Source organism: Herbaspirillum sp. Sphag64, assembly GCF_014192645.1.
GTDB lineage: Bacteria > Pseudomonadota > Gammaproteobacteria > Burkholderiales > Burkholderiaceae_D > Herbaspirillum.
The window spans coordinates 86,691-108,659 of sequence record NZ_JACHYE010000012.1; the positions used below are offsets into that span (position 1 = coordinate 86,691).

The window sequence follows — 21,969 nt, forward strand, 5'->3', positions numbered from 1 at the left end:
GCAGCAAGGCGACATTACCGACAATGCATCAAGCGCCTTGGTAGGTCTTGTCGACGCTCTTCTTGCCGTGATGCTTGTGGTGCTTCTTATGCTTTTTGTGCTTGTGGTGCTTTTTGTGCTTGGCGTGGGGTGTAGCAGCCGGTGCAGCATCAGCAGCCGGAGCAGACGCAGGCGCGTTCTGAGCCAGAACCGGCATCGCGAAAGCGGCGACAAGCACAGCTGCCAACAGTTTATTCAGTTTCATCGTTTTCCTCTCAAGTTAGTTCATTACAAATACGCTGACATTTTTACAGTTCCGTCCTGTCCTGTCGACAGGCTGATCTGACACACGCGCTATGCCTATTTAACGCGACGCTTTTTGCTCGCGTTGACACATTTTAAACGGGATCAGGCCCGTCCTGCATCAGGAATTATCGGGGTTTTTAGTACTTCAACGAACAATTTTCTATTGCGGCCCAATCAAATCAATTCTATCGGTACAAAATCCATCTACACCCCAATCAAGGATTTCTATGGCGCGCACAGGATCATTGACGGTGTAGCAGAACAGACCGTACCCATCCTGCTTGATAGCTTGTACCAGCGCCGGGGTCAGATACTGATGATTCGTATGTAGCGCAACCGCCTCAAGTTGCTGCAGGCGCTCACGCCAGTCAGGCGTGACCTGATCCATCAGGAACCCGCGAGGAATTCCTGGTGCGGCCTTTTTTGCCGCCATCAGCGCATCGAAGGAGAATGATGAAAAGAGCGGCAGACTACGGTCATTCTGTCCCGGAACATATGCGGCCAGAGCATCGGCAAAAAATGCGGCTACCTCGACCCCAGTCAAGTCACCTGTGCGGGCGGCTGCAGCGTCGGATGACGGCTTGATTTCAATGTTCATCCAGATTCCATGATCCTTGCAGAACAGCAACGCCTGCGCCAACGTACAGACTGTTTCACCTTTGAATGCCGGGCTATGCCAACCACCGGCATCGAGCTTTTGCAGTTGTGCCAGCGTGTGCTCCGCTACCTTGCCAACACCCGGCAACGTGCGTCCGAATTGAGCGTCGTGCATCAGGATGGTCTGCTCATCCGCGGTCAGCATGACGTCAAATTCGACCGCCCGAAAACCATAATCCATCCCGCAACGGAACGCCGCCAGCGTATTCTCAGGTGCCAGAGTGCCACCGGCACGATGTGCGGCAACGATTGGATAAGGCCACATGATGCAATCCTTCTAGAATTTTTGGTGGCAGCATTCTAAGCCTTGCCCGCTTCGTAGAACAGCCCCAACGGCGCCCGATCAAATCACAATGCAAACTCACCATTTCCATACGGAAATTTTTCTATTGCATTACATCGCCCCACCATCCGCCAACGATGGTGCGCGTTTGCAGAGAAAGCAGTGACTTGTTGGCGAGAATCAAGGTACTATTTCCGGGCTTCACCGCGTACGAGCGACCGTCCCGGCACAACCGGGCGCATGTGACCCGATAAGAATGAAGAAACAAGAAGTCATGACTCCCACTGCCTCACGTTTAGAACTCTTTTTACAGGATCTGCCACGTGGGCTAATCTCCACGCTCATCATTTCATTGCTATGCGCACTGGCAGTGACTTATCTGATGCATGTCGGTGGCAGTTTTGGAGAAAACCTGCTGTTTTCAACCTGTATCGGTGTCACGGCCATGTTGCTCATTGATGGTGGGCGGCTAGTACTGTGGGGCGCGAACGAGCCGCATGAGGGCGGCTTGCTGGCATTACTGGCGGTGATTGCACCGCTATCATTTTTTATTGGCAGCTTCATTGCCTCCAGCCTGCGCGGGCAACCCACCAGCTTGCTTTCGCTGACGCATAGCCAAAACATTACCGGCTTCATTGTGCTGACGCTTCTGGCCAGCGTCAGCGGCACCCTGTATTTCTGGAACCGCGGCAAAATGGCATCACTGAAAGCCCGTAATGCTGCCATCGAAAAGCAGGCAGTACTGGCGCAGCTACAAATGCTGCAGGCGCAGATCGAACCACACATGCTGTTCAACACCCTGGCAACCCTGCAAACCCTGATCTCGCACGAACCATTGCGCGCCCAGCATATGCTGGACCAGTTGATCCTGTACCTGCGCGCCACACTGTCGGCGTCACGTAGTGAGCAAACCACGCTGGGCCAGGAATTCGAACTGATCAAGGCCTATCTCGGTCTGATGTCGCTGCGCATGGGATTGCGCCTGACCTATGCGCTTGAGTTACCAGAGGAACTCGAGGGCATACCCATTGCGCCGATGCTGCTGCAGCCGCTGGTCGAAAATGCCATCCGCCACGGACTCGAACCAAAAGTTGAAGGCGGTGACTGCACCGTACGCGTCTCACAGCAGCACGAGACACTGATCCTCAGTGTGATCGACTCCGGCCTTGGTCTGGAAAGCAATGCGGCTTACAACAAGCCATATTCCAGTCATCTCGGGCTGGCGAATATCCGCAATCGTCTGGACGCCCTATATGGCGATCTGGCGGAACTGACCCTCACGCATAACATTCCTGAGGGAGCCATCGCGCAGATCACCATCCCAATGACAGCGTTACGCATGCACTGACCATAAGTCAGACGCGCGCCGCCCCGCCATGTTGCCGCACAAACCAATTCGCGTCCTGATCGCCGAAGATGAAATACTACTAGCCAACGCTTTGGCCACCAGTCTGCAGAAACTGTGGCCACAGATGGAACTGACGGGCATTGCCGCCAATGGTCTGGAAACGGTTGCCATGGCACTCGAAGCGCTGCCCGATGTGATGTTTCTGGATATCAGAATGCCTGGTCAGAGCGGACTCGATGCGGCCACCGCACTGGCCGACATCTGGCCTGAAGAGAGGCCGTTTCCCCTACTGGTTTTTGTCACTGCCTACGATCACTACGCCATCGCCGCGTTTGAGCAGGCTGCGACAGACTACCTGCTCAAGCCGGTGAATGAGGAGCGCTTGCGCAAAACGATGACCCGCTTGCAGGAACGCATTGATCGCCGTGACATCGCCAAACAAGCAGATCAAAGCACGCAGCAAGCGTTGGTACAGCTGCGTCAGTTGAACGAAGTCATCATGCCGGCAGCACTAATTGCGCAGCCCCCGCTGAAAATGATTCGGGCGACACAGGGCAAGCGTATCAAGCTCATTCCCATTGAGCAGGTCGTGTATTTTTCGGCAACTGACAAATACATCAATGTCGTCACGGCCGACGACGAAGTTCTCATTCGTAGCAGCCTTAAGGAGTTAATGGCTCGGCTGGATCCAGATCAATTCTGGCAAATTCATCGCAGCACCATCGTGCGCGCCGGCGCCATCCTATCGGCACAACGCGACGAGACTGGCAAACTCTTGGTAAATCTACATGGACGCACGGAAAAACTGACCGTAAGTCGGCTTTTTTCGCATTTACTCAAACCGATGTAAATCACATCGCACCGTCAGCACATTGACCGCGCATAGTAATACAGACAAAAAAATGCCCGCCCTGTTAAGGGGCGGGCACATCATCAAGTCCAGGAACAGTTAGTAGCCAGCACTTTCAATGGCGTGATGCAAAGCAGAGATCGCGATGTCGACGTGATGCACGGCGTCACGCTGCATGCCGCGTACCCGTGGATCATCTTCTTCATGGGCCAGATCATCATGCGCCTTGCCCAGGCTGTCGAGCGCATCGTGCAAACGACCGCGGTGGTCCGGATGGGCATCGCTATGCTCTGGGTGATACATATCCTTGCCAACATCCAGCCCGAGTTGCATCACGATCTGCGAGGCGCGATCAATTTCTTCGAGTGCACGCTGCTCATCGCGCCCCATCTCCCAGTTATCGCCCGGGCGATGCTCAATGAGCCAGTGTGCCTGATGCAAATCCGCCTCTGCATGTGCATAGAACGGATGACGACCAGGCTCGTCGGCGTGAGCACTCATCGCGGTCATTGCTGAGAAAGCCGGCAGCAGCAAGCCCAGCAGTGCCAATTGTTTGATACGTGGTTTGATGTTGTTCATTTTTTTAAAACCTCCATAAGGATTGAGACTGCGTATTTTATTGATTTATTCACCCAAAGCAATTGCCATAAAGAAATTTTTTACCTGGCGTAATACCCCCCGTAGTAAGGTCGGTAGTAGCCCGGCCCCGGACCTGCTGGCACAACCACGCAGGCCGACAGGGTGGTTGCGACCAGAACACCAGCGATGGCCAGTTTGATCAGTTTCTTCATGTTGTACTCCTTGGACTTGACGATGGAGCACAGATTGCCGTCAAAACGATGGGCGAGGTAATTCCCAGCCGTTTCAGGTGTAATCAAATATTTCGTAGCAACTGCTCACAGACCAGCCCGGTATGCCTTGCAATGACGCTTGCTGCGGTAAAATGCATGTCTATATATAAAAGCATCTATTCGTCATCCATGAGCAACGAACTGAAAAACGGTCACATCCCAGCCCCCTCCTCCAATTTCTTGCGCGGCATTATTGAAGCTGATCTGACTGCTGGAACCTACAGCAGCCGCAGCGACAGCCAGGGCCAGCCCTTACCGCAAGTGGTGACGCGTTTTCCGCCTGAGCCTAACGGCTATCTGCATATTGGTCATGCCAAATCGATCTGCATCAACTTTGGTCTGGCACGCGACTACAACGGTCGTTGCCACCTGCGTTTTGACGATACCAATCCGGAGAAGGAAGATCAGGAATACGTCGATACCATCATTGACTCGGTCAAATGGCTAGGCTTTGACTGGCAGCACAATGGCAATGAGCATCTCTATTACGCCAGCAATTATTTCGATGTGATGTACGCCGGTGCGCAAGCACTGATCCGCTCCGGTCATGCTTATGTCGATCAGCAAAGCGCTGATGAAATGCGCGCTACTCGCGGCACGCTGACCGAACCTGGTACTGACTCACCGTGGCGCAACCGCCCGGCAGAGGAGTCTCTGCGCCTATTCGAAGAAATGCGTGATGGCAAGCATCCCGATGGCAGCCTGATCCTGCGCGCCAAGATTGACATGGCAAGTCCCAACATCAATCTGCGCGATCCGGCGATTTATCGTATCCGTCATGCCACGCATCACAACACCGGTGACAAGTGGTGTGTCTATCCAATGTACAGCTACGCACACCCGATTGAGGATGCACTGGAAAACATCAGCCATTCAATCTGCACCCTGGAATTCGAGGATCAGCGGCCGTTTTACGACTGGGTTCTGGAGCGCCTCGCCACCGAGGGATTGTTCAAGAAGCCACTGCCACATCAATACGAATTTGCCCGGCTCAATCTCACCTACATCATCACCAGCAAGCGCAAACTCAAGCAATTGGTAGACGAGAATATTGTGTCTGGCTGGGATGATCCGCGCATGCCAACCATTGTCGGCCTGCGTCGTCGTGGCTATACGCCCGAAGCGATCCGCCTGATGTGCGATCGTACCGGCGCATCGAAGAACAATAGCTGGATTGACTACAGCATTCTCGAAGGTGCCCTGCGTGACGACCTTGACCCGAAAGCACCGCGTGCCGTCGCTGTTCTGCGCCCATTAAAACTGATTATCGACAACTTCCCGGAAGGCGAAAGTGTTGAGTGCAGCGCACCGGTCTATCCACCAGCACATCCACAGCACGATAGCGAACATCGCAAGTTCCCGATCACCAAGACACTGTGGATCGAACAGGAAGACTTCATGGAAGTCCCCGTGAAAGGTTATTTCCGTCTGTTCCCTGGTAACAAGGTCCGCCTGCGTTATGGCTATGTGGTTGAATGTACCGGCTGCGACAAGGATGAAAACGGCAATATCATTGCCGTGCATTGCAACTACTTCCCGGATAGCAAGAGCGGTACCGAAGGCAGCGCTAATTACAAGGTCAAAGGCAATTTGCACTGGGTCAGCGCCGAGCATGCACTGGCCGCCGAGGTGCGTCTGTATGATCGCCTCTTCAGCGACCCGCATCCCGATGCCGGTGGCAAAGACTTCAAGCTGGCCCTCAATGCCAACTCCAAGGAAATCATTCATGCCTATCTGGAACCAACACTGAAGACTGCCGAAGCTGGCGCAATCTATCAATTCGAGCGGCATGGTTATTTCGTTGCCGACCGTCTGGATTCAACGCCAGGCAAGCCAGTATTCAACCGCGCTGTCACCCTGAAGGATAGCTGGGTAGCAAAATAATAGGCAAAATCGGCGGCCGACTCAGCATCGGTCCCGGTCAAACTGGTCATTCTCGGAAATCTGGAACCAAGATGTTTGAAACAATTGAAATCAGGCGTTTTTCGTTTGCTACCGTCTACAAGATTCTGGCAATCGCCTCGGGCTGCTCCATGGTACCGATTTCGGTATTGATGGGACTGTTTGCATTTTTCGGTGCGCAGACCATCGTCTGGAATGGTCAGCACCTGACTGGCCTGATGGGCCTGATTGCCTCACCATTTGTCGGCATCATGCTGGCATTGATATTTACAGGGTTCCTCGGCACGCTGTTCGCCTGTGGGCTCTGGCTGTATTCCAAATTCAGTTCGCTGGAAATCGAATACGAGAAATAAACCGACGTCCTGACAAGACGCCCTTATCTGTTATCTGGAAGGAATGCCATGACCATCTCTTTTTACACCGCCTCTGTTCCGGTCTTCAAGCAAGCATTACATAGCCTGAAAGCCATCCTCGCCAAAGCCGAACAGCATGCGACGGCAAAACATCTGGAAGCCGATGCCCTTCTCAAGGCAAGATTGTTTCCAGACATGTTCCACCTGATCCGTCAGGTACAAATCGCAGCGGACTTCGCCAAGGGCGTGCCTGCTCGACTGGCAGGGATTGAAGTTCCGCCTTATGACGACAACGAAAACAGTTTCTCGGATCTGCAGGCACGACTGGATCGCACCCTGGCATTCATTGATGGCCTCAAGCCGGAACAATTCAATGGCGCTGGCGAACGTGAAATCGTTTTGCGCCCAGGCACTCCCAAGGAAAAACGTTTCACTGGAGAAGACTATCTGTTGCATTACGGCCTGCAACATTTCTTTTTCCATGTCACGACCGCCTACGATATCCTTCGCCATAACGGTGTTGAAATCGGCAAAGGCGATTACATCGGACAGCATTGAATCGTAGAGTTGACGGCTCTGACGCCTTGCGTCTGATCTCGCCAAAAAAAACGCCCCAATCATATCGAGTGGGGCGTTGTTCAATTCAGGGGACTGACTATCAATAAGTAAAATTGCGGTTCGAGTAAGCCTGCCGTGCAGCATCGCACTCCGCGATCTTCTTTTGATCCATGCCGGAAGTGCCATTAAGCTGGCACTCGTCGGACACAGACTTGGCCTCGTCAACATGCTGACGGAAATAGGCATAGTCTTTCTTGCCACTGAAACTGTCACATGCTGTCAGCATAGGCACTGCCAGACAAATAAGAACAGCACAGTATTTCAATGAAATATTCATACGGGTTGTTCCAGTTATTTGAATGACACTATGCGATCAGATGACCCCGGCCAACCGGGTTTTAAAACTGGCGATAGAACGGCGCCGAAAGACAACGTTCAGCACAGCTTCGGATTATAGTAAGCTAATAAAAATTGCTCAATAGCAATTCGGCAAGTTTACTGCGATTTCCTCAAATAAAAGCACGACGCAAAATTCCGGGAGCAGGCGGAACCTCCTGCGCCCATTCCCCCCGAATACTTAGGCTTGTCTCTTGCGCAACAATGCGTACAAAATGATCGCGCCAAATGTTGCGGTCCCAATACCACCCAAGGCAAAACCACCGAGTTTCAGAGTGAAGTCTCCAGCCCCAAGAACCAGGGTTACCGCGGCGACAATCAAATTGGTATTGTCAGAGAAATTGACCTTGTTCTCGACCCAGATGCGCGCGCCAGAGATCGTAATCAGGCCAAACACTACAATCGAAACACCGCCCAGCACGGCGCCAGGAATCGTCAGAATCACAGCGCCGAACTTGGGCGAGAACCCCAGTGCAATAGCAATGATGGCAGCAACGACAAACACCAGCGTGGAATAGATACGGGTCACGGCCATGACGCCAATATTCTCAGCGTACGTCGTGACACCTGTGCCACCGACGCTGCCTGAGAGGATAGTTGCCAATCCGTCACCGATAAAGGCACGGCCGATATATTTGTCCAGGTTCTGCCCCGTCATGGCGCTGACCGCCTTGATATGCCCCAGATTCTCCGCCACCAGAATGACGGCGATCGGGGCCAGCAAAGCCATCGCATCCAGCTTGAACACCGGTGCGGAAAAATTCGGAATACCGAACCAGGCAGCGTTGACAACACCTGAGAAATCAATCGGTTTACCCAAGCCAGCACCATTGGTGAGAATGGCATAGATCGCATAGGCCAGCAGCAAGCCGATGAGAATCAGCAGGCGCTGCATCATGCCTCGCGTGAAAACCGCGACCAGTCCGACGCACAGGACGGTACCCAGCGACATCCAGGCATCAAAGGTATTGCCGGTAACGCCCTTGACGGCGATCGGCGCAAGGTTCAACCCAATCACTGCCACCACCGCACCAGTAACGACCGGCGGCATCAGGGTTTCAATCCAGCGTGTACCGATGACGCTGACAAGTACACCAATGAGGGTATAGACCGCGCCACAGGCAATAATGCCCCCCAGAGCGACGCCCAGATTGCCATTGGCTCCATGCCCGGCATAGCCGGTAACGGCAATGACCAGACCAATGAACGCAAAGCTTGAACCGAGATAACTCGGCACGCGGCCACCGACCAGCAGGAAGAATAATAAGGTGCCAACACCTGACATCAGGATCGCCAGATTAGGATCAAAACCCATCAGCAACGGTGCCAGTACGGTAGAGCCAAACATGGCAACCACGTGTTGCACACCCATCGCAACCGTCTGCGGCACGGGCAGGCGCTCGTCCGTGGAAATTACCTGTGCCTGGCCATCAGCAAGGCTGGTGCGCAAACGCCATTGGGGAAAATAGGAACCTGCCATGAACTTCCTTCCGATCAGTTGTTGTCGCCAGTCGCACTGACGCGTCTTGTTGTTGGATAACCGGAGGCTAGTTTAGTAAGGCAGAGAAAAAATGACAATGAAATACCCCTGCTTTACGCACTGTTCATACGTAAAAATTCGCTGGTATCGATGATTGCGCCATGAAGGTGCGTTTTCCCCTTTCAGCGAGCGCGGACTCACCAATTTGAGCAGACACGCATGAGCAATCTCATTTGGAAAATGTAATAATCTACGCCTCGCTTACCCAACCTAGGAAAATCAAAATGATTCTGGAACTCGCCGACATCCGCATCAACCCGGGCAAACAGGCAGAATTCGATGCAGCGATCCAGCGCGGTATCGCCGAAGTGATCAGCAAATCCAAAGGTTATATTGGTCACAAGGTTCAAAAAGGTATCGAGACACCTGAACGCTACGTGTTAATGATCTACTGGGAGACGCTGGAAAACCATATGGTAGATTTCCGTGAATCGCCTGCTTTTGCAGAATGGCGTGGTATCGTCGGGCCGCATTTTGCGAGTGCCCCACACGTAGAACATTTCAACCTGCTGACCGAATCAAACTGAGTCTGTGATCGACGGGCCGGTGCAACTGGCCTGATCAATTTGCTGGCGATGTGGTACCAGGAATCGTGTCCGACGCAGCCAAATTACGAGCTTCGATGGCACATCCTGTCTGATCCAGATTTTAATGAATATTGCATGAGAATCCTAACCTGCCTCGCGGCGCTGTCGGCGGCCATGTTTGCGACTGGCTGCGGGGAAACGCCTAACGGCAATCGCCAGCAAGAACAAGTCATCAATGGCTTTTACCAACAGCACATCAAGAATCACAGTAACGGGATTCCGGGTCCTGACGAGTTAAAACAGATACAACCGTATCTCTCACAAACCCTGTTTGCGCTACTGAGTAAAGCATCCGATGTCGAAGCGCGCTATCACGCAGCTGCCGAAACACCGGTTCCACCGCTGGTCGATGGTGACTTGTTCAGCTCTCTGTTTGAAGGGGCAACGTCGTTTTCTCTGGATAGCTGTGAAAGCGAGGAAAATCGTGCGACTTGCCTGGTGCGTCTGCGCCATACTCCCACTGCGGATGAAAAAAATGGCAGCGACGAGCGATGGACCGATAAACTGCTGCTGATCAAGGAAAATCAACAATGGCGTATTGATGATATCGAATTTGTCGGTAACGACCAGTCTGCACAACATGAGTATCTGACTGATACGCTCAACAGCGTCATCAACGATTATCAATAGCAGACACCCCAAACCTGCTTTGCAAATCGAAGAAATACAGGCGTTCTCCCAGCAAACTCAGCTCAAGACTCTGCCCGGCTTACGGTAGCATAAGCATCAATGCACCGCCTGTGCTGTCTGGCAACGCAGGACGGCAAACAAAAAAAGTTATCGAGGCGACAAGAAAAACATCTGGGAGATCAAGACCGTGGTGCGATTTGGCAAAAAAGCAATTCTGGCAGTACTGATCTTGCTCGCTGGCTGCAGTGACAACAGCGAGCAGGAAGCGCGTGATCTGGTCAACAATTTCTATCAGCTACATCAGTCTGCACGTCCTAATGGCGCCTTGACACTCAAGCAGTTGATCACGTTTCGCAACTTCATGTCGGTTCAGCTGTTCGAACTGCTCAAGGATGTCTCTGTCGCAGAAGAAGCACGCCAGTCGCAAGGAGACCCAGACGCTCCCGCACTGGTCGATGGCGATCTTTTTACGACCAATCCTAAAGGCGCGACCAGCTACCGACTGCTGATGTGCCAGTTTGATGAAAATAATGCCAACTGCTCGACCGAGCTGCTCTATGGCGATGCTGGACAAACCACTCTCAGCAAATCAATTGACCGAATCGTGCTGACGCGCGATGCGCGGGGCTGGGTCATCGACAATATTGTCTATAGCGGCACCGCCAGTAGCGGTCAGCATAGCGGCGATCTGCAAAAATTCCTCCAGAATATCCTGGCTGATAGCGCTTACAAAAGAACGCTACCGACCAAGCCAACCGCGCAATAACAATACGCGCCTGACAACACTCCTGACAAACGCCGCAGTACAGGAAGTGCTCGGGTAAAATCGCGGAAACTTCCATTTAACTTCCGCGATGTCCACACATACCTTCCTCTGGCACGACTACGAAACCTTTGGCGCTCAGGCACGCCGTGATCGGCCTGCCCAGTTTGCGGCGATCCGCACTGACGCTGAACTCAATGAAATCGGCGATCCGATCATGATCTACTGCAAACCGGCGCCTGACTTTGTGCCGGATCCGCAGTCTTGCCTGATCACCGGCATCACACCGCAAGTCTGTCTGGAACGTGGCATCCCTGAATATCAATTCGCTGCGGCCATCGAACAGGCGCTGGCCGAGCCGGGGACCATTGGCGTGGGTTACAACACCATCCGCTTCGACGATGAAATTACCCGCTTCATGTTCTGGCGCAATCTGATCGATCCCTATGCGCGCGAATGGCAAAACAATTGCGGCCGCTGGGACTTGCTCGACGTCGTTCGCACGACTTACGCCTTGCGCCCTGAGGGGATTCATTGGCCGACGAAGGAAGATGGCAATCCGAGCTTTAAACTGGAACATCTGACCAAGGCCAACGGTTTGCTACATGAGGCAGCACATGATGCGCTCTCCGATGTACGGGCAACGATCGCCTTCGCCAGACTCATTCGCGAACGCCAGCCAAGACTGTTTGATTTTTGTCTGGCATTACACAAGAAGGATAGAGTCGCCAGCGAGATCGGCTGGCCTGTCGCCAAACCCTTCCTGCATGTGTCTGGCATGTTCCCCGCCACACAGGGCTGTCTGGCGGTGATGTGGCCGCTCGGCGTACATCCGACCAACAAAAACGAAATCCTGGCCTGGGACCTGCGCTACGATCCCAGCGAATTGCCAGGTCTGGATGCAGACACCATCCGCACGCGCCTGTTCAGCAAGAGCGATGCCTTGCCTGAGGGCGTCACGCGCTTGCCGGTCAAGTCCATTCATCTGAACAAGTCGCCAATGGTAATCGCCAGCCTGAAAACTCTGACTCCGGCGCGTGCCGCGGAGCTCGGGCTGGATTTGGACATCGCTGCGCAGCATGCCAGCATCGCTGCCACCCTGCCGGAGTTGAGCCATGTGTGGAGCAAGGTATTCCAGCGACCCAAGGAAGCAACGCCCGATGTTGATGAGGACTTATACGGTGGATTCATCGGTAGCAATGACCGACGTCAGCTAACCCAGTTACGTGCACTCACACCGCAAGAACTGGCGCAGGCAAGCATCAGCTTTGATGACCTGCGCCTGGAGGAACTGCTGTTTCGCTATAGAGCACGCAATTTCCCGGAGACCTTGTCAGCCGAAGAAACCCAACGCTGGGAAGAACATCGGATGGCGCGCCTGCTCGAAGGAGAAGGCGGCGTACGTACCATTGATGCAATGTTTGAAGAAATCGATGCGCTATCTGACCAGGTCGATGAGCGCGGAGAAGAAATCCTTGGCGCACTCTATGATTATGCCGAGATGATTGCTCCAAGCCGTTATTGAACCTGTCCTGCCAGCTCCTGAGGTATCAGTCAGATACCCCGGGCTCAATCGCTTTTCCAAAGCGCATCGACGTACTCAGCAAACCCTCCCGAAAATAAAACCGCTGTGCCAGCGCATTGGACAACCCCGTATCCAGCACCAGTCGCGCGCATCCGGCCTGCTGCGCCGCCGTGTTCAGCGCCGCCAGCAATTGCGCGCCATAGCCGCTGCTACGTTGCTGAGGTGTCGTCACCAGATCATCAACGTAGAGAAATTTACCGTACACCAGGTTTTCCTGAAAACGGTAACCTGCCAGCGCAAGCACTTCCTGATCCCGGCAAATGGTTAGTAAATGGTAACCCTCCTCTTGTTGGCGTTGGATTCTTGTGACGAACTCGTCCTGACTCTGAAGGTGGGGACGCAACACCCGCATCAAGGGATAGCAGGCCTCGAGTTGCTGGGGCGTGACGACAGGCTGCAATGCAGGCGGGACTTGAGAGGATGTCATGATCAGTCTTTCTGTAGCGAAAATTGCAAGAAAATGTCGCGAAGCACGTGGCAGAGTAAATGCTCGATGGCATAATAAATAGAGCCAAGATTGAACATCCCTACTGGTCCATCACCTCATTCCATGCCCACCTCTACTCACTGTCTTCCGTCGTTGCTATTGTCGGCACAGACAAACTCACCGGACACGCCAGTCGAACCACTATACCGCCAGATTTACACACGGCTGCGCCTGGCGATTACGCAACAAGTGCTCAAACCCGGCGATCGCATTCCTGCGGCGCGCGCGCTGGCGCAGGAAATGGGAATTGCACGTGGCACGGTAGAAGCCGCCTATGGCCTGCTGCAAGCGGAAGGCTATGTCCAGACGCGAGGTCCGGCGGGGACAATCGTCTCACTCAATCTACAACTACCTGCACGCTCCCGAGGCGAGACACCTACGGTGTCTACTGTGCCTGCTGTGTCAATGCTCGCTGAGCATGCAGCACACAAGCCGGGAATGGCCAGCAATGGTAGTACGCTTCCGTTTCAGATGGGCTTGCCAGCGCTGGATAGTTTTCCGCGCAAAATCTGGGCCCGTCTGGCCGCACAGGTAATACGTGCGACTGGTCAGGAAGACATGCTCTATCCGCCAGTAGAGGGATTACACTCACTGCGTCAGGAAATAGCGACCTATCTGCAGGTATCGCGCGGTGTGACGTGTCAACCTGAACAGGTATTCATCACAGCTGGCTACCGTGAAACGCTACATCTTTTTTGCACAGCACTGCTAAAGACGCAAGATCAGGTCTGGACCGAAGATCCTGGTTATCCCGCTACCGCGCACGTTCTCACGCATGCCGGCATGCGCGCCGTCGCCGTTGCAGTCGATGACGAGGGTCTCCGGGTCGCACAGGGGATCGCCCTGGCGCCGACGGCACGCGCAGCAATTGTGACGCCGGCTCATCAAAGCCCGATGTGTGTGGCACTGTCCCTGCAACGTCGGCTGGATTTACTGGAATGGGCAATCCGCCAGCAAGCCTGGATCATCGAGGATGATTACGATGGTGAGTATCGCTACCAGAGCCGACCGCTGCCGGCGCTAAAAAGTCTCGATGACGCACAACGTGTGCTCTACGCTGGCACCTTCAGTAAAGTCCTGTTTCCCGGGATGCGCCTGGCCTATCTGGTCGTACCACCATCGCAGGTCCCCACCTTCCAGACAGCAGCCCGCAAGGTACATAGCGGAGCGCCATTGCTCACGCAAAAGATCGTTCACCAGTTCATGACACAAGGCCACTTTGCGCGACACCTGCAACGCATGCGCAAACTCTATGGCGAGCGTCGCACGCATACGGCAAATGGCTTGTCCAAGGTGCTGGGCAACTATCTTGAGATCGCGCCACAACCGGGTGGCATGCATCTGATCCTGCGCTTACGCAAGGGCCTGAGCGACCGTGCGATTGCAGCGTGCATGCGGGTCCATGGCCTTGCCGCCAATGCCTTGTCGGAGCGCACTATTGGCACATCAGCCGCTCCCGCGCTACTACTGGGCTTTACCAATATCGACTCGCAAGCCACGGCAGAACGTCTGGCGCAGATGATCCTGCGCATTCTGCAAGAAACATCGCATGCTGAGCAGATTTGTAGCACTCAATGCACTTGATTTAGGCACGCTTCCAGCATAGGCTGGGCCACAGCATGACTCGGCATGACGCTTGCTTATGCTCACAGTGCATCGCAGGAGGGTGAAATCAAGATCCTGCTCTTTCAACGCAATATGGGGGAACCGTAATGAAATTGACGTATTTCCTGGCGACTTGCAGCCTCGCTTTGTCCGCCGTGATCTCCATGCCTGCCCAGGCCGACACGCTGGCCGATATCACCAAGAGCGGTACCGTGCGCGTCGCCGTGCCGCAGGACTTTCCACCATATGGCTCGGTCAATGCCGACATGCAATTGCAAGGACTTGATATTGATGTGGCAAAGCTGGTTGCCGCCAGTCTGGGACTGAAGCTGGTAATGGTTCCAGTCGCCAGCGCCAATCGCATTCCCTACTTGCAATCAAACCGGGTTGATCTGGTGATCTCCACACTGGGACGCAATGCCGAACGTGAAAAGGTAATGGATTTTTCTCAACCCTATGCACCGTACAACAATAGCGTTTTCGGTGCAGCCGATATCAAGGTCAGTGCACCGGAGGACCTGGCAGGACAAACCGTGGGGGTAGCCCGCGGCACCTTTGAAGACATTCTGCTGACCAAGACCGTACCACCGAGCACCGTCATCAAGCGTTATGAAGATAACAACACCTTGATCTCGGCGTATTCTTCCGGACAGGTCAAGTTGATTGGTACCGGCGACTTTGTGGCCATTACGCTGGGCGAACAAAATCCGAGCCGCAAACCCGTGTTCAAATATGTGATTCAGGAATCACGCTGTGTCGTGGGCGTCAACAAGGGTGAGACCGCCCTGGCCGCTCGCCTCAATCAAATCCTGACTCAGGCAAAGAAATCGGGAGAACTCAACCGCATCGTGCAGAAGTGGCTACACGTGCCTTTACCGGAAAAGCTGGCTACCGCCTATGAGTGAACCAAACTGACCCTGTCAGCTTCTGTTCCACACCCAAAAAGAAAGCCCATGACCGTGATGTCATGGGCTTTTTATTGCCGGACGAGAAGAAAATCCGCGCGTAATCAGTGGGTAAAATAAGCAATCACACCAAATACGAAGCCGATAAAAGGCCCCAACGCGACCAGCGCTACCAGTAATACCTCGGCCAGTACATAGGAGAGCGCAGCGGTGACCAGCGCGCAGACATAGGCCGCTACTGTCAACGCCTCGGAAGAAAAGGTGTTAATGAGGAGCAAGACCAGTGCACCAAGCCCCAAGCCAACAATCACACGAAACGTGGTGGGCTTGAACGGATTAAGCCAGTGAAACGCTGGCGCCTGATTTTGTTTCAGCGCAGCTTGCAGATTAGGGGATGTGGACATGACAGGAATGCGCGCACTGCGCTACGGTAAAAAGAGAAGTCAATTATAAAACGTTCACGATCATTGAAAAAGCCATGCTGGCGAGACAATCAACGGTGCCAATCTGATCCAGACTCGATAGCATCACCTCTATTACAATGCGGGTGCCGCAGGAGCTACGTTCGCAAGCACCAGCCTGCCGCGGACTGAAACCCTATTCGCAACCATTCTTAAAGGAAAAACATGGCAATCGCTTACTGGTGCATTCTGGTGGCTGGTCTCTTGCCAATCATCACGGTTGCCGTGGCGAAATGGGGCAAGCGTGACTTTGACAATCATGAACCGCGCGCCTGGATGGAGCGTCTGACTGGCTTGCGGCGACGTGCTGATTACGCGCATCGCAACCATTTTGAAGCGTTCCCATTCTTCGCTGCAGCAGTGCTGGTTGCGCAACAAACCGGTGTAGCCCAGACACGCATTGATACGCTGGCATTGACATTCATCATTGTGCGGCTGATCTATACCATGTTGTATCTGCGCGACTTGTCCAGTTTGCGTTCGCTGGCCTGGATCATCGGCTATGGTTGTGTCATTGCTCTGTTCGTCTCGGCGGCATTGTATGGTCACGGCTGAGGCGTCGCTTCGTGCCGACTGATTCTTCGTATTTATCATTACCAACAAACACCATGTCTCATCCCAGCATTCAGACCTTGCACGACACCCTCAATGATCTGCGCGACCAGAACATCGATATTGCGCGCTTTTGCATCCTCTGGCGCGCGCAACAAGACTTGCTGAACCGCCTGCCGCCGCGCTACACCGAAGTCGCCGAAGATTTACTGGCCAGACTGGAAGCAGGCCGATTGTTTACCGAAGAAAGTTGTTCCTTCAGTCAGGAAGACCTGCTCAACAACCTGGCATTGTGGCTACACAAAGCCGAACGCACCCTGATGTGAACCTGAATACCGATTGTCCCTTGAACTAAAAACTGAAAGCAAGCATGCAACATCTGGAATTTGAACTGCAAGGCCCCTACGTCGAGCTCAATCAATTGCTCAAACTGGTCGGCATATGCGACAGCGGCGGCGCCGGAAAAATGATTGTGGCCGACGGCCAGGTCAAGGTGAATGGCAAGACCGAGTTGCGCAAGACCTGCAAAATCACCGCGGGACAAATCGTCACGCTGGGCGATGTTCGCATCCGTGTGATCGCGACAACGCTATGATGAGCAGCGCGCCCATTGCCAGCATCGGCGATGTTCTGACATTCTGGTTTGGCCCGGAAGATGCAGTGGAAGTCGTTGCTGAACGCCAGTCCGGCCTGTGGTGGGGCAAGAACCCCGAAGTCGATCAGGCGCTGCATGCGCGCTTTGAAACCACCATGGCAGCGGCGTACGGCAATCAGCTCGACCACTGGAGCGAGACCCCAGATGGCTTGCTAGCGTTGATTCTGTTGCTCGATCAATTCCCCCGCAATTGCTTTCGCAACACCCCACAGGCCTTTGCCGCCGATGAGCTGGCGCGACAGTGCAGTCATCTTGGCCTGGCAATGGGTGTCGATCAGCAGTTGCCACTGCTGCAACGCCTGTTCTTCTACCTTCCGCTGGAGCATTCGGAAGATCTTGATGATCAGGAACAGGTCTTGCAGCTGATACGCCAACTGGCGCGCGATGGTTGCAAGCAGCACCCTGCCGCCAAGCCGGCTTTTGACCGGTTCGCCGAGGCTGCCCGCCAGCATCACGCCATCATCTCCCGCTTTGGCCGCTTCCCGCATCGCAATGCGATTCTCGGGCGTGCCTCCAGCGCCGAAGAGACGGCCTTTCTACAAGAACCCAATTCATCATTCTGAATCCGCATAAGGATGTAATGAAGTATTCGTTTTGATCTAATGTACTGAATGTTACGCTGCCAACTTTCGTCATTGGCATCGCGCCACCTTCAGGAGACTTCCATGCACACCGCCACCCAGCTTGCTCGCACTGACTTCCAGGAAGTGGAACCGGCTGGTGAGCATGTCCCGGCAGCGCATTTGCATGCCGTCGTATCGCGTTCGGTTGGCACAGCTGAAGGCAAGTCTGACATTGAAGATGTCGTCGCACACAATCTGGCGCGTCTGCGCGCTTTGCACCATTTGTCGCTGGATGGTCTGGCGCGCAAATCCGGCGTCAGCCGCGCCATGCTGGCACAGATCGAATCGGGTCGCAGTGTGCCGACAATTCGCGTACTGCAGCGGATTGCTGCGGCGTTACAGGTCTCGGTATCAGCGTTTCTGCGTGACTTTGCGCCGCAAGGATATGCCGTATTGCCGCTGCATGCATCGCCACGACTGGTCAGTGGCAATGGACAATTCAGTAGTCGCGCCCTGCAGCCAGCCGGCGAGCGCCGCTTTGAGTTTCAGGCGCTGACGCTGGCAACGCAAGCCACTGAGAGTATCGCGGCACAGCTTCCAGGGACGCAAAAAAATCTGGTCGTCAGTCACGGTGTGCTGGAAATCAGCATGAATTCACATCGTCAGCTCCTCAGTACTGGCGACGCCATTTTCTTCGATGCTGACCAGCCTCACACTTTTTACAACCCTGGACAATTCGACACCATCGCTTACGTCGTGACCCAGCATCCGGAAGTCCGTTCGGTCTGAATCAGAAGATGATTCTGCTAGTGCATTTCCATCTGACCTGGTGTTCACCAGGTCGTGATCCTCACTCTTCAACACCGCAAGCCTGATCACACCGTTCTGGTTGTGCCATAGATTTTCCGTATCTATCCGATGGTAGCCGCTGCGGCGGGCCACTACACTCCAATGCTCACAGGCGAACTCCCAGCCTGGACGTTGCTGTCTGTTCCTCCTCAGAATCGGATCAATCGGATCAACCACCATGCAAGTCACCAAAACAGGCCCATTAGCGCAACATCAGGCACAGCATCTGTCACCGGCCGATGGATTCACTCTGATGGAAGTGCTGGTAGCCATTCTCATTCTGGCAATCGGTGCCAGCGGGATAGTCACGATGCAGATGCATGCGATGCGCATGACACAGGAAAGCGGATTTCTCCTGAGTGCCAGCCAACTGGCAACAGAGCTGGCTGAACGCATGCACGAACATACTGTTGAAGACTATCTGTTCGCATTTGACACCACCGCTGATGGCGCTACGGATACAAATACGGCGACAGATTGCTACCACACCACATGCTACCCTTCGATGCTGGCCAGCTTTACTCTCAGCGACTGGCAAACCACGCTTCAGCAACGCTTACCCCGAGCGCGTGCCACTGTCTGCCGCGACCAGGCAAGCACGAGTACTGATGCGCCACCGCGTTGGGATTGCGATCAGCAACCTGGCAGCGCACTGGTCATCAAGATCGGCTGGGCTACACGGTCTCATTCCAGCGAAGTACCCGGTCTGATCTTTGTGTTGGGTAATTGATGCAAGACCGCGACAACCCAACACCACGCCATCAGCAGCAAGGACTGACGCTGATCGAACTACTGATCGCCATGGCACTGGGCATAGGTGTTACCCTCGCCGCAACCGCTTTGCTGAGCACCGTCAAACTCAGCTATTTGTCGGTCTACGATCAAGCCCTGATACAGGATAGTGGACATTACGCCACCGAGGTCATCAGTCAGGCGCTACGTCAGGCCGGCTATGTGCCACACGATGAAGCAAACTGGGATGTCCAGGAATTACAGCAGCTGTTGCCAGCCGTGATCGGACTGGATAACAGCCGACTCCCAGTGACCAGCCCCGGCATCACACAGGCCGTAAACAACCAAGCCAACCATGCCAGCGATGTTCTGGCGGTGCGCTTTCTTGGTAACAGTGCGAGTCCTTTGTTCAACTGCGCTGGGTTTGCCGTGAAGGCAATCGCGCGTCAGCCAGGGAAACCAAACAATCTGGCAGCACAGCAAGGCTGGAGTATTTTTTTTATTGCTGCAGATAGCACTGGCACGCCAGAACTACGCTGTAAATATACAACTCAGGCTGGTGGATGGAACTCAACGGCAATCGTGCGCAACGTCGAAGCATTCCACGTCCTATACGAAGTTAGTGCCTCGACCGATGGCCAACTGACGCAATTTCTCCCGGCATACGCGTTGACGGCGCAGCAATGGCCGAAGGTAGTGGCCGTGCAATTCGCACTTCTGCTGCGCGGTGAACATTTCACTACCGATGGCAGCAACGAAACCTATCCGCTATTTGGTTCGACCTATCACAACAATGATGACGGCATCGTTACGATTACGGCAAAAGACCAGCACCGCAAGCTGCGCAAGATCTTCCGCAGCACAGTTCAATTGCGGAATCTACCGACATGAAGCAGTTGCACCAAAGCGGCAGTGCCTTGTTGACGACACTGATGCTGTTGACTATCTGCATGCTGCTTGGCGCCACCACAGCCAATATGACGCTCATGCAGGAGAAGGCCAGCCGCAATGCGCGTGATCGCCTGCTCGCCTTTCAGGCTGCAGAAGCCGCATTGACAGATGCGCTGCACGATCTGCACACCGGTCGTGGTACACGCCAGGCGTTCCCCGCGCTGGCAGGAGAATGTGGCGCGCAGCAGACGGCAGGTCTCTGTTTCAGTGATGGCACTGCCTTGTGGAAGACTGCTGCTTTATCACGCTTGTCTGTTGCCTATGGCAGCTTTACCGGTCGCGACTTTCCCCACGGCGCACAGTTACTTGTGGCTGAGCCACCACGCTATCTGATTGAGTTGTTGCAGATCGGCGAAATCAATACATCGCCAGAGCAAGCTCCTCGCCAGCGTTACCGTATCACCGCCATCGGCTTTGGCCCACAACGGCAACAACGGGTGATTCTGCAAACCATCGAGTCAATCCAGTCGACACCTGACAACAGCTTACGACCAGACAGACGCCTCAGTTGGCGTGAAATCGCCGATCTCGACCTATAGGAGTTAGCCTCATGTTCCAGCAGCATCGTTTATCCAGCCCTACCAGCCACAGCAGAGGCTTTACCCTGATCGAGTTGATGATCGTATTGGGCATCATCGGCATTTTGGCGTTGAGCGCCTATCCGTCCTACCGCAGCGCCGTGCGCAAGAGCAAACGCACCGAGGCGCATACCGCTCTGCTGCGTGCCATGCAGCAACAGGAACGCTATTACACACAAACCAATCGCTATGCCGCCTACGATGGACCGAGCACGGCAACCGGACATAACTTTATCTGGTTTTCCGGTGAAAATGCGCGCTCCAGCGCCTATCAGATCAGCGCTGCGCCCTGCGCGAATCAGGCCCTGGTGCAATGTGTCACTTTGTCGGCCCGACCGGGTGGTTCCCTGGTGGATGAGCACTATACCGATGAAGTCTGTGGCGTACTGAGCCTCAATAGCCGTGGCGAACGACGTGCCGCCGGGCAGCCACTAAGTGAGGCACCTGATGTCTGCCATTAAGCCAGATATCAACGGTGCGGCTGGTCTGACGCTGGTGGAGTTGCTCATCGTGCTGAGTATCGTCGCGCTATTACTGGCCGCTGGGGTGCCAAGCTTTCGTCACTATTTGCAAACACAGCAAGTCAACAATGCTGCTGGCGACTTTCTGTTCGCCCTCAATCTGGCACGTAGTGAAGCGATGCGACGCGGCACCCGCGTCGATCTGGCCGCGCGCGATGGCAACGACTGGCAAAGCGGCTGGCAGGTCTTTGTGCGTCAGTCAGGCGCTGACAAGTATACCGTTGGTAGCGATGACGAACTGATCCACAGCCATGCACCACTGAAGCTGCCGCTGAAACTGGTCGCTCGCCTGAGCGACCGGAGCGGCGCCTACATCGCTTACAATGCAAGCGGCAGAACCCGCACCAACGTCAGCACCTTGACCAGGCAGTGGGGCTCGTGGCAATTTTCCCTGAACGGCCAGGCCAGGCTGATCAGACTCACGCTGGCGGGCCGTGCACGGATGTGCAATCCGGCCACTGACAACAGTTGCCAATTTGCCGAAGTGACTGAGACTGACGATACCTCCTATACAGAATAGCC

Annotated in this window: 29 protein-coding genes; 21 read left to right on the forward strand and 8 right to left on the reverse strand. The window is 54.3% G+C overall.

Annotated elements, in window-relative coordinates:
* Positions 1–28 precede the first annotated feature (28 nt).
* Both FHW66_RS16905 and ugpQ read right to left on the reverse strand, forming a co-directional pair.
* Positions 29–244, reverse strand: a complete 216-nt coding sequence (locus FHW66_RS16905; RefSeq protein WP_183380994.1) for a hypothetical protein — start codon at positions 242–244, stop codon at positions 29–31.
* A gap of 201 nt (positions 245–445) precedes the next feature.
* Positions 446–1,207, reverse strand: coding sequence for a glycerophosphodiester phosphodiesterase (gene ugpQ, locus FHW66_RS16910; protein WP_183380995.1), 762 nt, complete (start codon positions 1,205–1,207; stop codon positions 446–448).
* Positions 1,208–1,499: 292 nt separating this feature from the next.
* Between ugpQ and FHW66_RS16915 the strand changes: the two genes are divergently transcribed.
* Entirely contained in the window at positions 1,500–2,573 is a 1,074-nt protein-coding gene (locus FHW66_RS16915; RefSeq protein ID WP_183380996.1) for a sensor histidine kinase, read from the forward strand.
* A gap of 28 nt (positions 2,574–2,601) precedes the next feature.
* Positions 2,602–3,423, forward strand: coding sequence for a LytR/AlgR family response regulator transcription factor (locus FHW66_RS16920; protein WP_370543493.1), 822 nt, complete (start codon positions 2,602–2,604; stop codon positions 3,421–3,423).
* Between the two features lie 99 nt (positions 3,424–3,522).
* Here the strand turns inward: FHW66_RS16920 and FHW66_RS16925 are convergent, their stop codons facing one another.
* On the reverse strand, positions 3,523–4,002 hold the full coding sequence (locus FHW66_RS16925) for a hypothetical protein (RefSeq protein WP_183380997.1): 480 nt from the start codon (positions 4,000–4,002) through the stop codon (positions 3,523–3,525).
* An 80-nt stretch (positions 4,003–4,082) separates the two neighbouring features.
* Positions 4,083–4,214, reverse strand: a complete 132-nt coding sequence (locus FHW66_RS21025; protein ID WP_255459032.1) for a hypothetical protein — start codon at positions 4,212–4,214, stop codon at positions 4,083–4,085.
* A gap of 189 nt (positions 4,215–4,403) precedes the next feature.
* Between FHW66_RS21025 and FHW66_RS16930 the strand changes: the two genes are divergently transcribed.
* The 3 genes from FHW66_RS16930 to FHW66_RS16940 all read left to right on the forward strand — a co-directional run bounded on the left by FHW66_RS16930 (position 4,404) and on the right by FHW66_RS16940 (position 7,087).
* Positions 4,404–6,158 carry a glutamine--tRNA ligase/YqeY domain fusion protein gene (locus tag FHW66_RS16930; protein ID WP_183381038.1) on the forward strand — a complete coding sequence of 585 codons (1,755 nt, stop codon included), beginning with the start codon at positions 4,404–4,406 and terminating at the stop codon, positions 6,156–6,158.
* 71 nt (positions 6,159–6,229) lie between these two features.
* Positions 6,230–6,529 carry a hypothetical protein gene (locus FHW66_RS16935; RefSeq protein WP_183380998.1) on the forward strand — a complete coding sequence of 100 codons (300 nt, stop codon included), beginning with the start codon at positions 6,230–6,232 and terminating at the stop codon, positions 6,527–6,529.
* A 48-nt stretch (positions 6,530–6,577) separates the two neighbouring features.
* The gene (locus FHW66_RS16940; protein ID WP_183380999.1) at positions 6,578–7,087 is read left to right on the forward strand and encodes a DUF1993 family protein; all 510 of its coding nucleotides are present in this window, start codon (positions 6,578–6,580) and stop codon (positions 7,085–7,087) included.
* A 100-nt stretch (positions 7,088–7,187) separates the two neighbouring features.
* Here the strand turns inward: FHW66_RS16940 and FHW66_RS16945 are convergent, their stop codons facing one another.
* Entirely contained in the window at positions 7,188–7,373 is a 186-nt protein-coding gene (locus FHW66_RS16945; RefSeq protein WP_255459033.1) for a hypothetical protein, read from the reverse strand.
* A gap of 291 nt (positions 7,374–7,664) precedes the next feature.
* Entirely contained in the window at positions 7,665–8,963 is a 1,299-nt protein-coding gene (locus FHW66_RS16950) for a solute carrier family 23 protein (RefSeq protein ID WP_183381001.1), read from the reverse strand.
* Between the two features lie 284 nt (positions 8,964–9,247).
* Between FHW66_RS16950 and FHW66_RS16955 the strand changes: the two genes are divergently transcribed.
* From FHW66_RS16955 to sbcB, 4 genes are all read left to right on the forward strand, one after another.
* The gene (locus tag FHW66_RS16955) at positions 9,248–9,550 is read left to right on the forward strand and encodes an antibiotic biosynthesis monooxygenase (protein ID WP_183381002.1); all 303 of its coding nucleotides are present in this window, start codon (positions 9,248–9,250) and stop codon (positions 9,548–9,550) included.
* 135 nt (positions 9,551–9,685) lie between these two features.
* Entirely contained in the window at positions 9,686–10,240 is a 555-nt protein-coding gene (locus FHW66_RS16960) for a DUF3828 domain-containing protein (RefSeq protein WP_183381003.1), read from the forward strand.
* Between the two features lie 187 nt (positions 10,241–10,427).
* Positions 10,428–11,006 (forward strand): hypothetical protein, encoded by a 579-nt coding sequence (locus FHW66_RS16965; RefSeq protein WP_370543494.1) that lies wholly within the window; start codon positions 10,428–10,430, stop codon positions 11,004–11,006.
* A gap of 88 nt (positions 11,007–11,094) precedes the next feature.
* Complete coding sequence (sbcB, locus tag FHW66_RS16970) at positions 11,095–12,528, forward strand: exodeoxyribonuclease I (RefSeq protein ID WP_183381004.1); 1,434 nt, start codon at positions 11,095–11,097, stop codon at positions 12,526–12,528.
* Positions 12,529–12,553: 25 nt separating this feature from the next.
* Here sbcB and FHW66_RS16975 read toward each other — a convergent pair whose 3' ends face one another.
* The gene (locus FHW66_RS16975; RefSeq protein ID WP_183381005.1) at positions 12,554–13,015 is read right to left on the reverse strand and encodes a GNAT family N-acetyltransferase; all 462 of its coding nucleotides are present in this window, start codon (positions 13,013–13,015) and stop codon (positions 12,554–12,556) included.
* A gap of 123 nt (positions 13,016–13,138) precedes the next feature.
* Between FHW66_RS16975 and FHW66_RS16980 the strand changes: the two genes are divergently transcribed.
* Both FHW66_RS16980 and FHW66_RS16985 read left to right on the forward strand, forming a co-directional pair.
* Positions 13,139–14,659 (forward strand): PLP-dependent aminotransferase family protein, encoded by a 1,521-nt coding sequence (locus tag FHW66_RS16980; protein ID WP_183381006.1) that lies wholly within the window; start codon positions 13,139–13,141, stop codon positions 14,657–14,659.
* 128 nt (positions 14,660–14,787) lie between these two features.
* Entirely contained in the window at positions 14,788–15,585 is a 798-nt protein-coding gene (locus tag FHW66_RS16985) for a transporter substrate-binding domain-containing protein (RefSeq protein ID WP_183381007.1), read from the forward strand.
* 104 nt (positions 15,586–15,689) lie between these two features.
* Here the strand turns inward: FHW66_RS16985 and FHW66_RS16990 are convergent, their stop codons facing one another.
* Entirely contained in the window at positions 15,690–15,989 is a 300-nt protein-coding gene (locus FHW66_RS16990; RefSeq protein ID WP_183381008.1) for a hypothetical protein, read from the reverse strand.
* 222 nt (positions 15,990–16,211) lie between these two features.
* Here FHW66_RS16990 and FHW66_RS16995 point away from each other — a divergent pair, with 222 nt between their 5' ends.
* The 10 genes from FHW66_RS16995 (at position 16,212) to FHW66_RS17040 (ending at position 21,967) form a co-directional block, all read left to right on the forward strand.
* A complete protein-coding gene (locus FHW66_RS16995) occupies positions 16,212–16,601 on the forward strand; it encodes an MAPEG family protein (RefSeq protein ID WP_183381009.1) in 390 nt (129 codons plus the stop codon).
* 53 nt (positions 16,602–16,654) lie between these two features.
* On the forward strand, positions 16,655–16,924 hold the full coding sequence (locus tag FHW66_RS17000; protein ID WP_183381010.1) for a hypothetical protein: 270 nt from the start codon (positions 16,655–16,657) through the stop codon (positions 16,922–16,924).
* A 44-nt stretch (positions 16,925–16,968) separates the two neighbouring features.
* A complete protein-coding gene (locus FHW66_RS17005; RefSeq protein WP_183381011.1) occupies positions 16,969–17,193 on the forward strand; it encodes an RNA-binding S4 domain-containing protein in 225 nt (74 codons plus the stop codon).
* A complete protein-coding gene (locus FHW66_RS17010) occupies positions 17,190–17,816 on the forward strand; it encodes a DUF924 family protein (protein WP_370543495.1) in 627 nt (208 codons plus the stop codon). The genes FHW66_RS17005 and FHW66_RS17010 overlap by 4 nt, the downstream gene beginning before the upstream one ends.
* 102 nt (positions 17,817–17,918) lie before the next feature.
* Positions 17,919–18,605, forward strand: a complete 687-nt coding sequence (locus FHW66_RS17015; protein WP_183381012.1) for a helix-turn-helix domain-containing protein — start codon at positions 17,919–17,921, stop codon at positions 18,603–18,605.
* A 238-nt stretch (positions 18,606–18,843) separates the two neighbouring features.
* Entirely contained in the window at positions 18,844–19,395 is a 552-nt protein-coding gene (gene pilV / locus FHW66_RS17020) for a type IV pilus modification protein PilV (RefSeq protein ID WP_183381013.1), read from the forward strand.
* Positions 19,395–20,288, forward strand: coding sequence for a PilW family protein (locus FHW66_RS17025; protein ID WP_183381014.1), 894 nt, complete (start codon positions 19,395–19,397; stop codon positions 20,286–20,288). The genes pilV and FHW66_RS17025 overlap by 1 nt, the downstream gene beginning before the upstream one ends.
* Positions 20,285–20,887, forward strand: a complete 603-nt coding sequence (locus tag FHW66_RS17030) for a PilX N-terminal domain-containing pilus assembly protein (protein ID WP_183381015.1) — start codon at positions 20,285–20,287, stop codon at positions 20,885–20,887. The genes FHW66_RS17025 and FHW66_RS17030 overlap by 4 nt, the downstream gene beginning before the upstream one ends.
* Positions 20,888–20,898: 11 nt before the next feature.
* Positions 20,899–21,387, forward strand: a complete 489-nt coding sequence (locus tag FHW66_RS17035) for a type IV pilin protein (RefSeq protein WP_183381016.1) — start codon at positions 20,899–20,901, stop codon at positions 21,385–21,387.
* Positions 21,374–21,967, forward strand: coding sequence for a GspH/FimT family pseudopilin (locus FHW66_RS17040; protein WP_183381017.1), 594 nt, complete (start codon positions 21,374–21,376; stop codon positions 21,965–21,967). Before FHW66_RS17035 ends, FHW66_RS17040 begins: the two co-directional genes overlap by 14 nt.
* Positions 21,968–21,969: the final 2 nt, after the last annotated feature.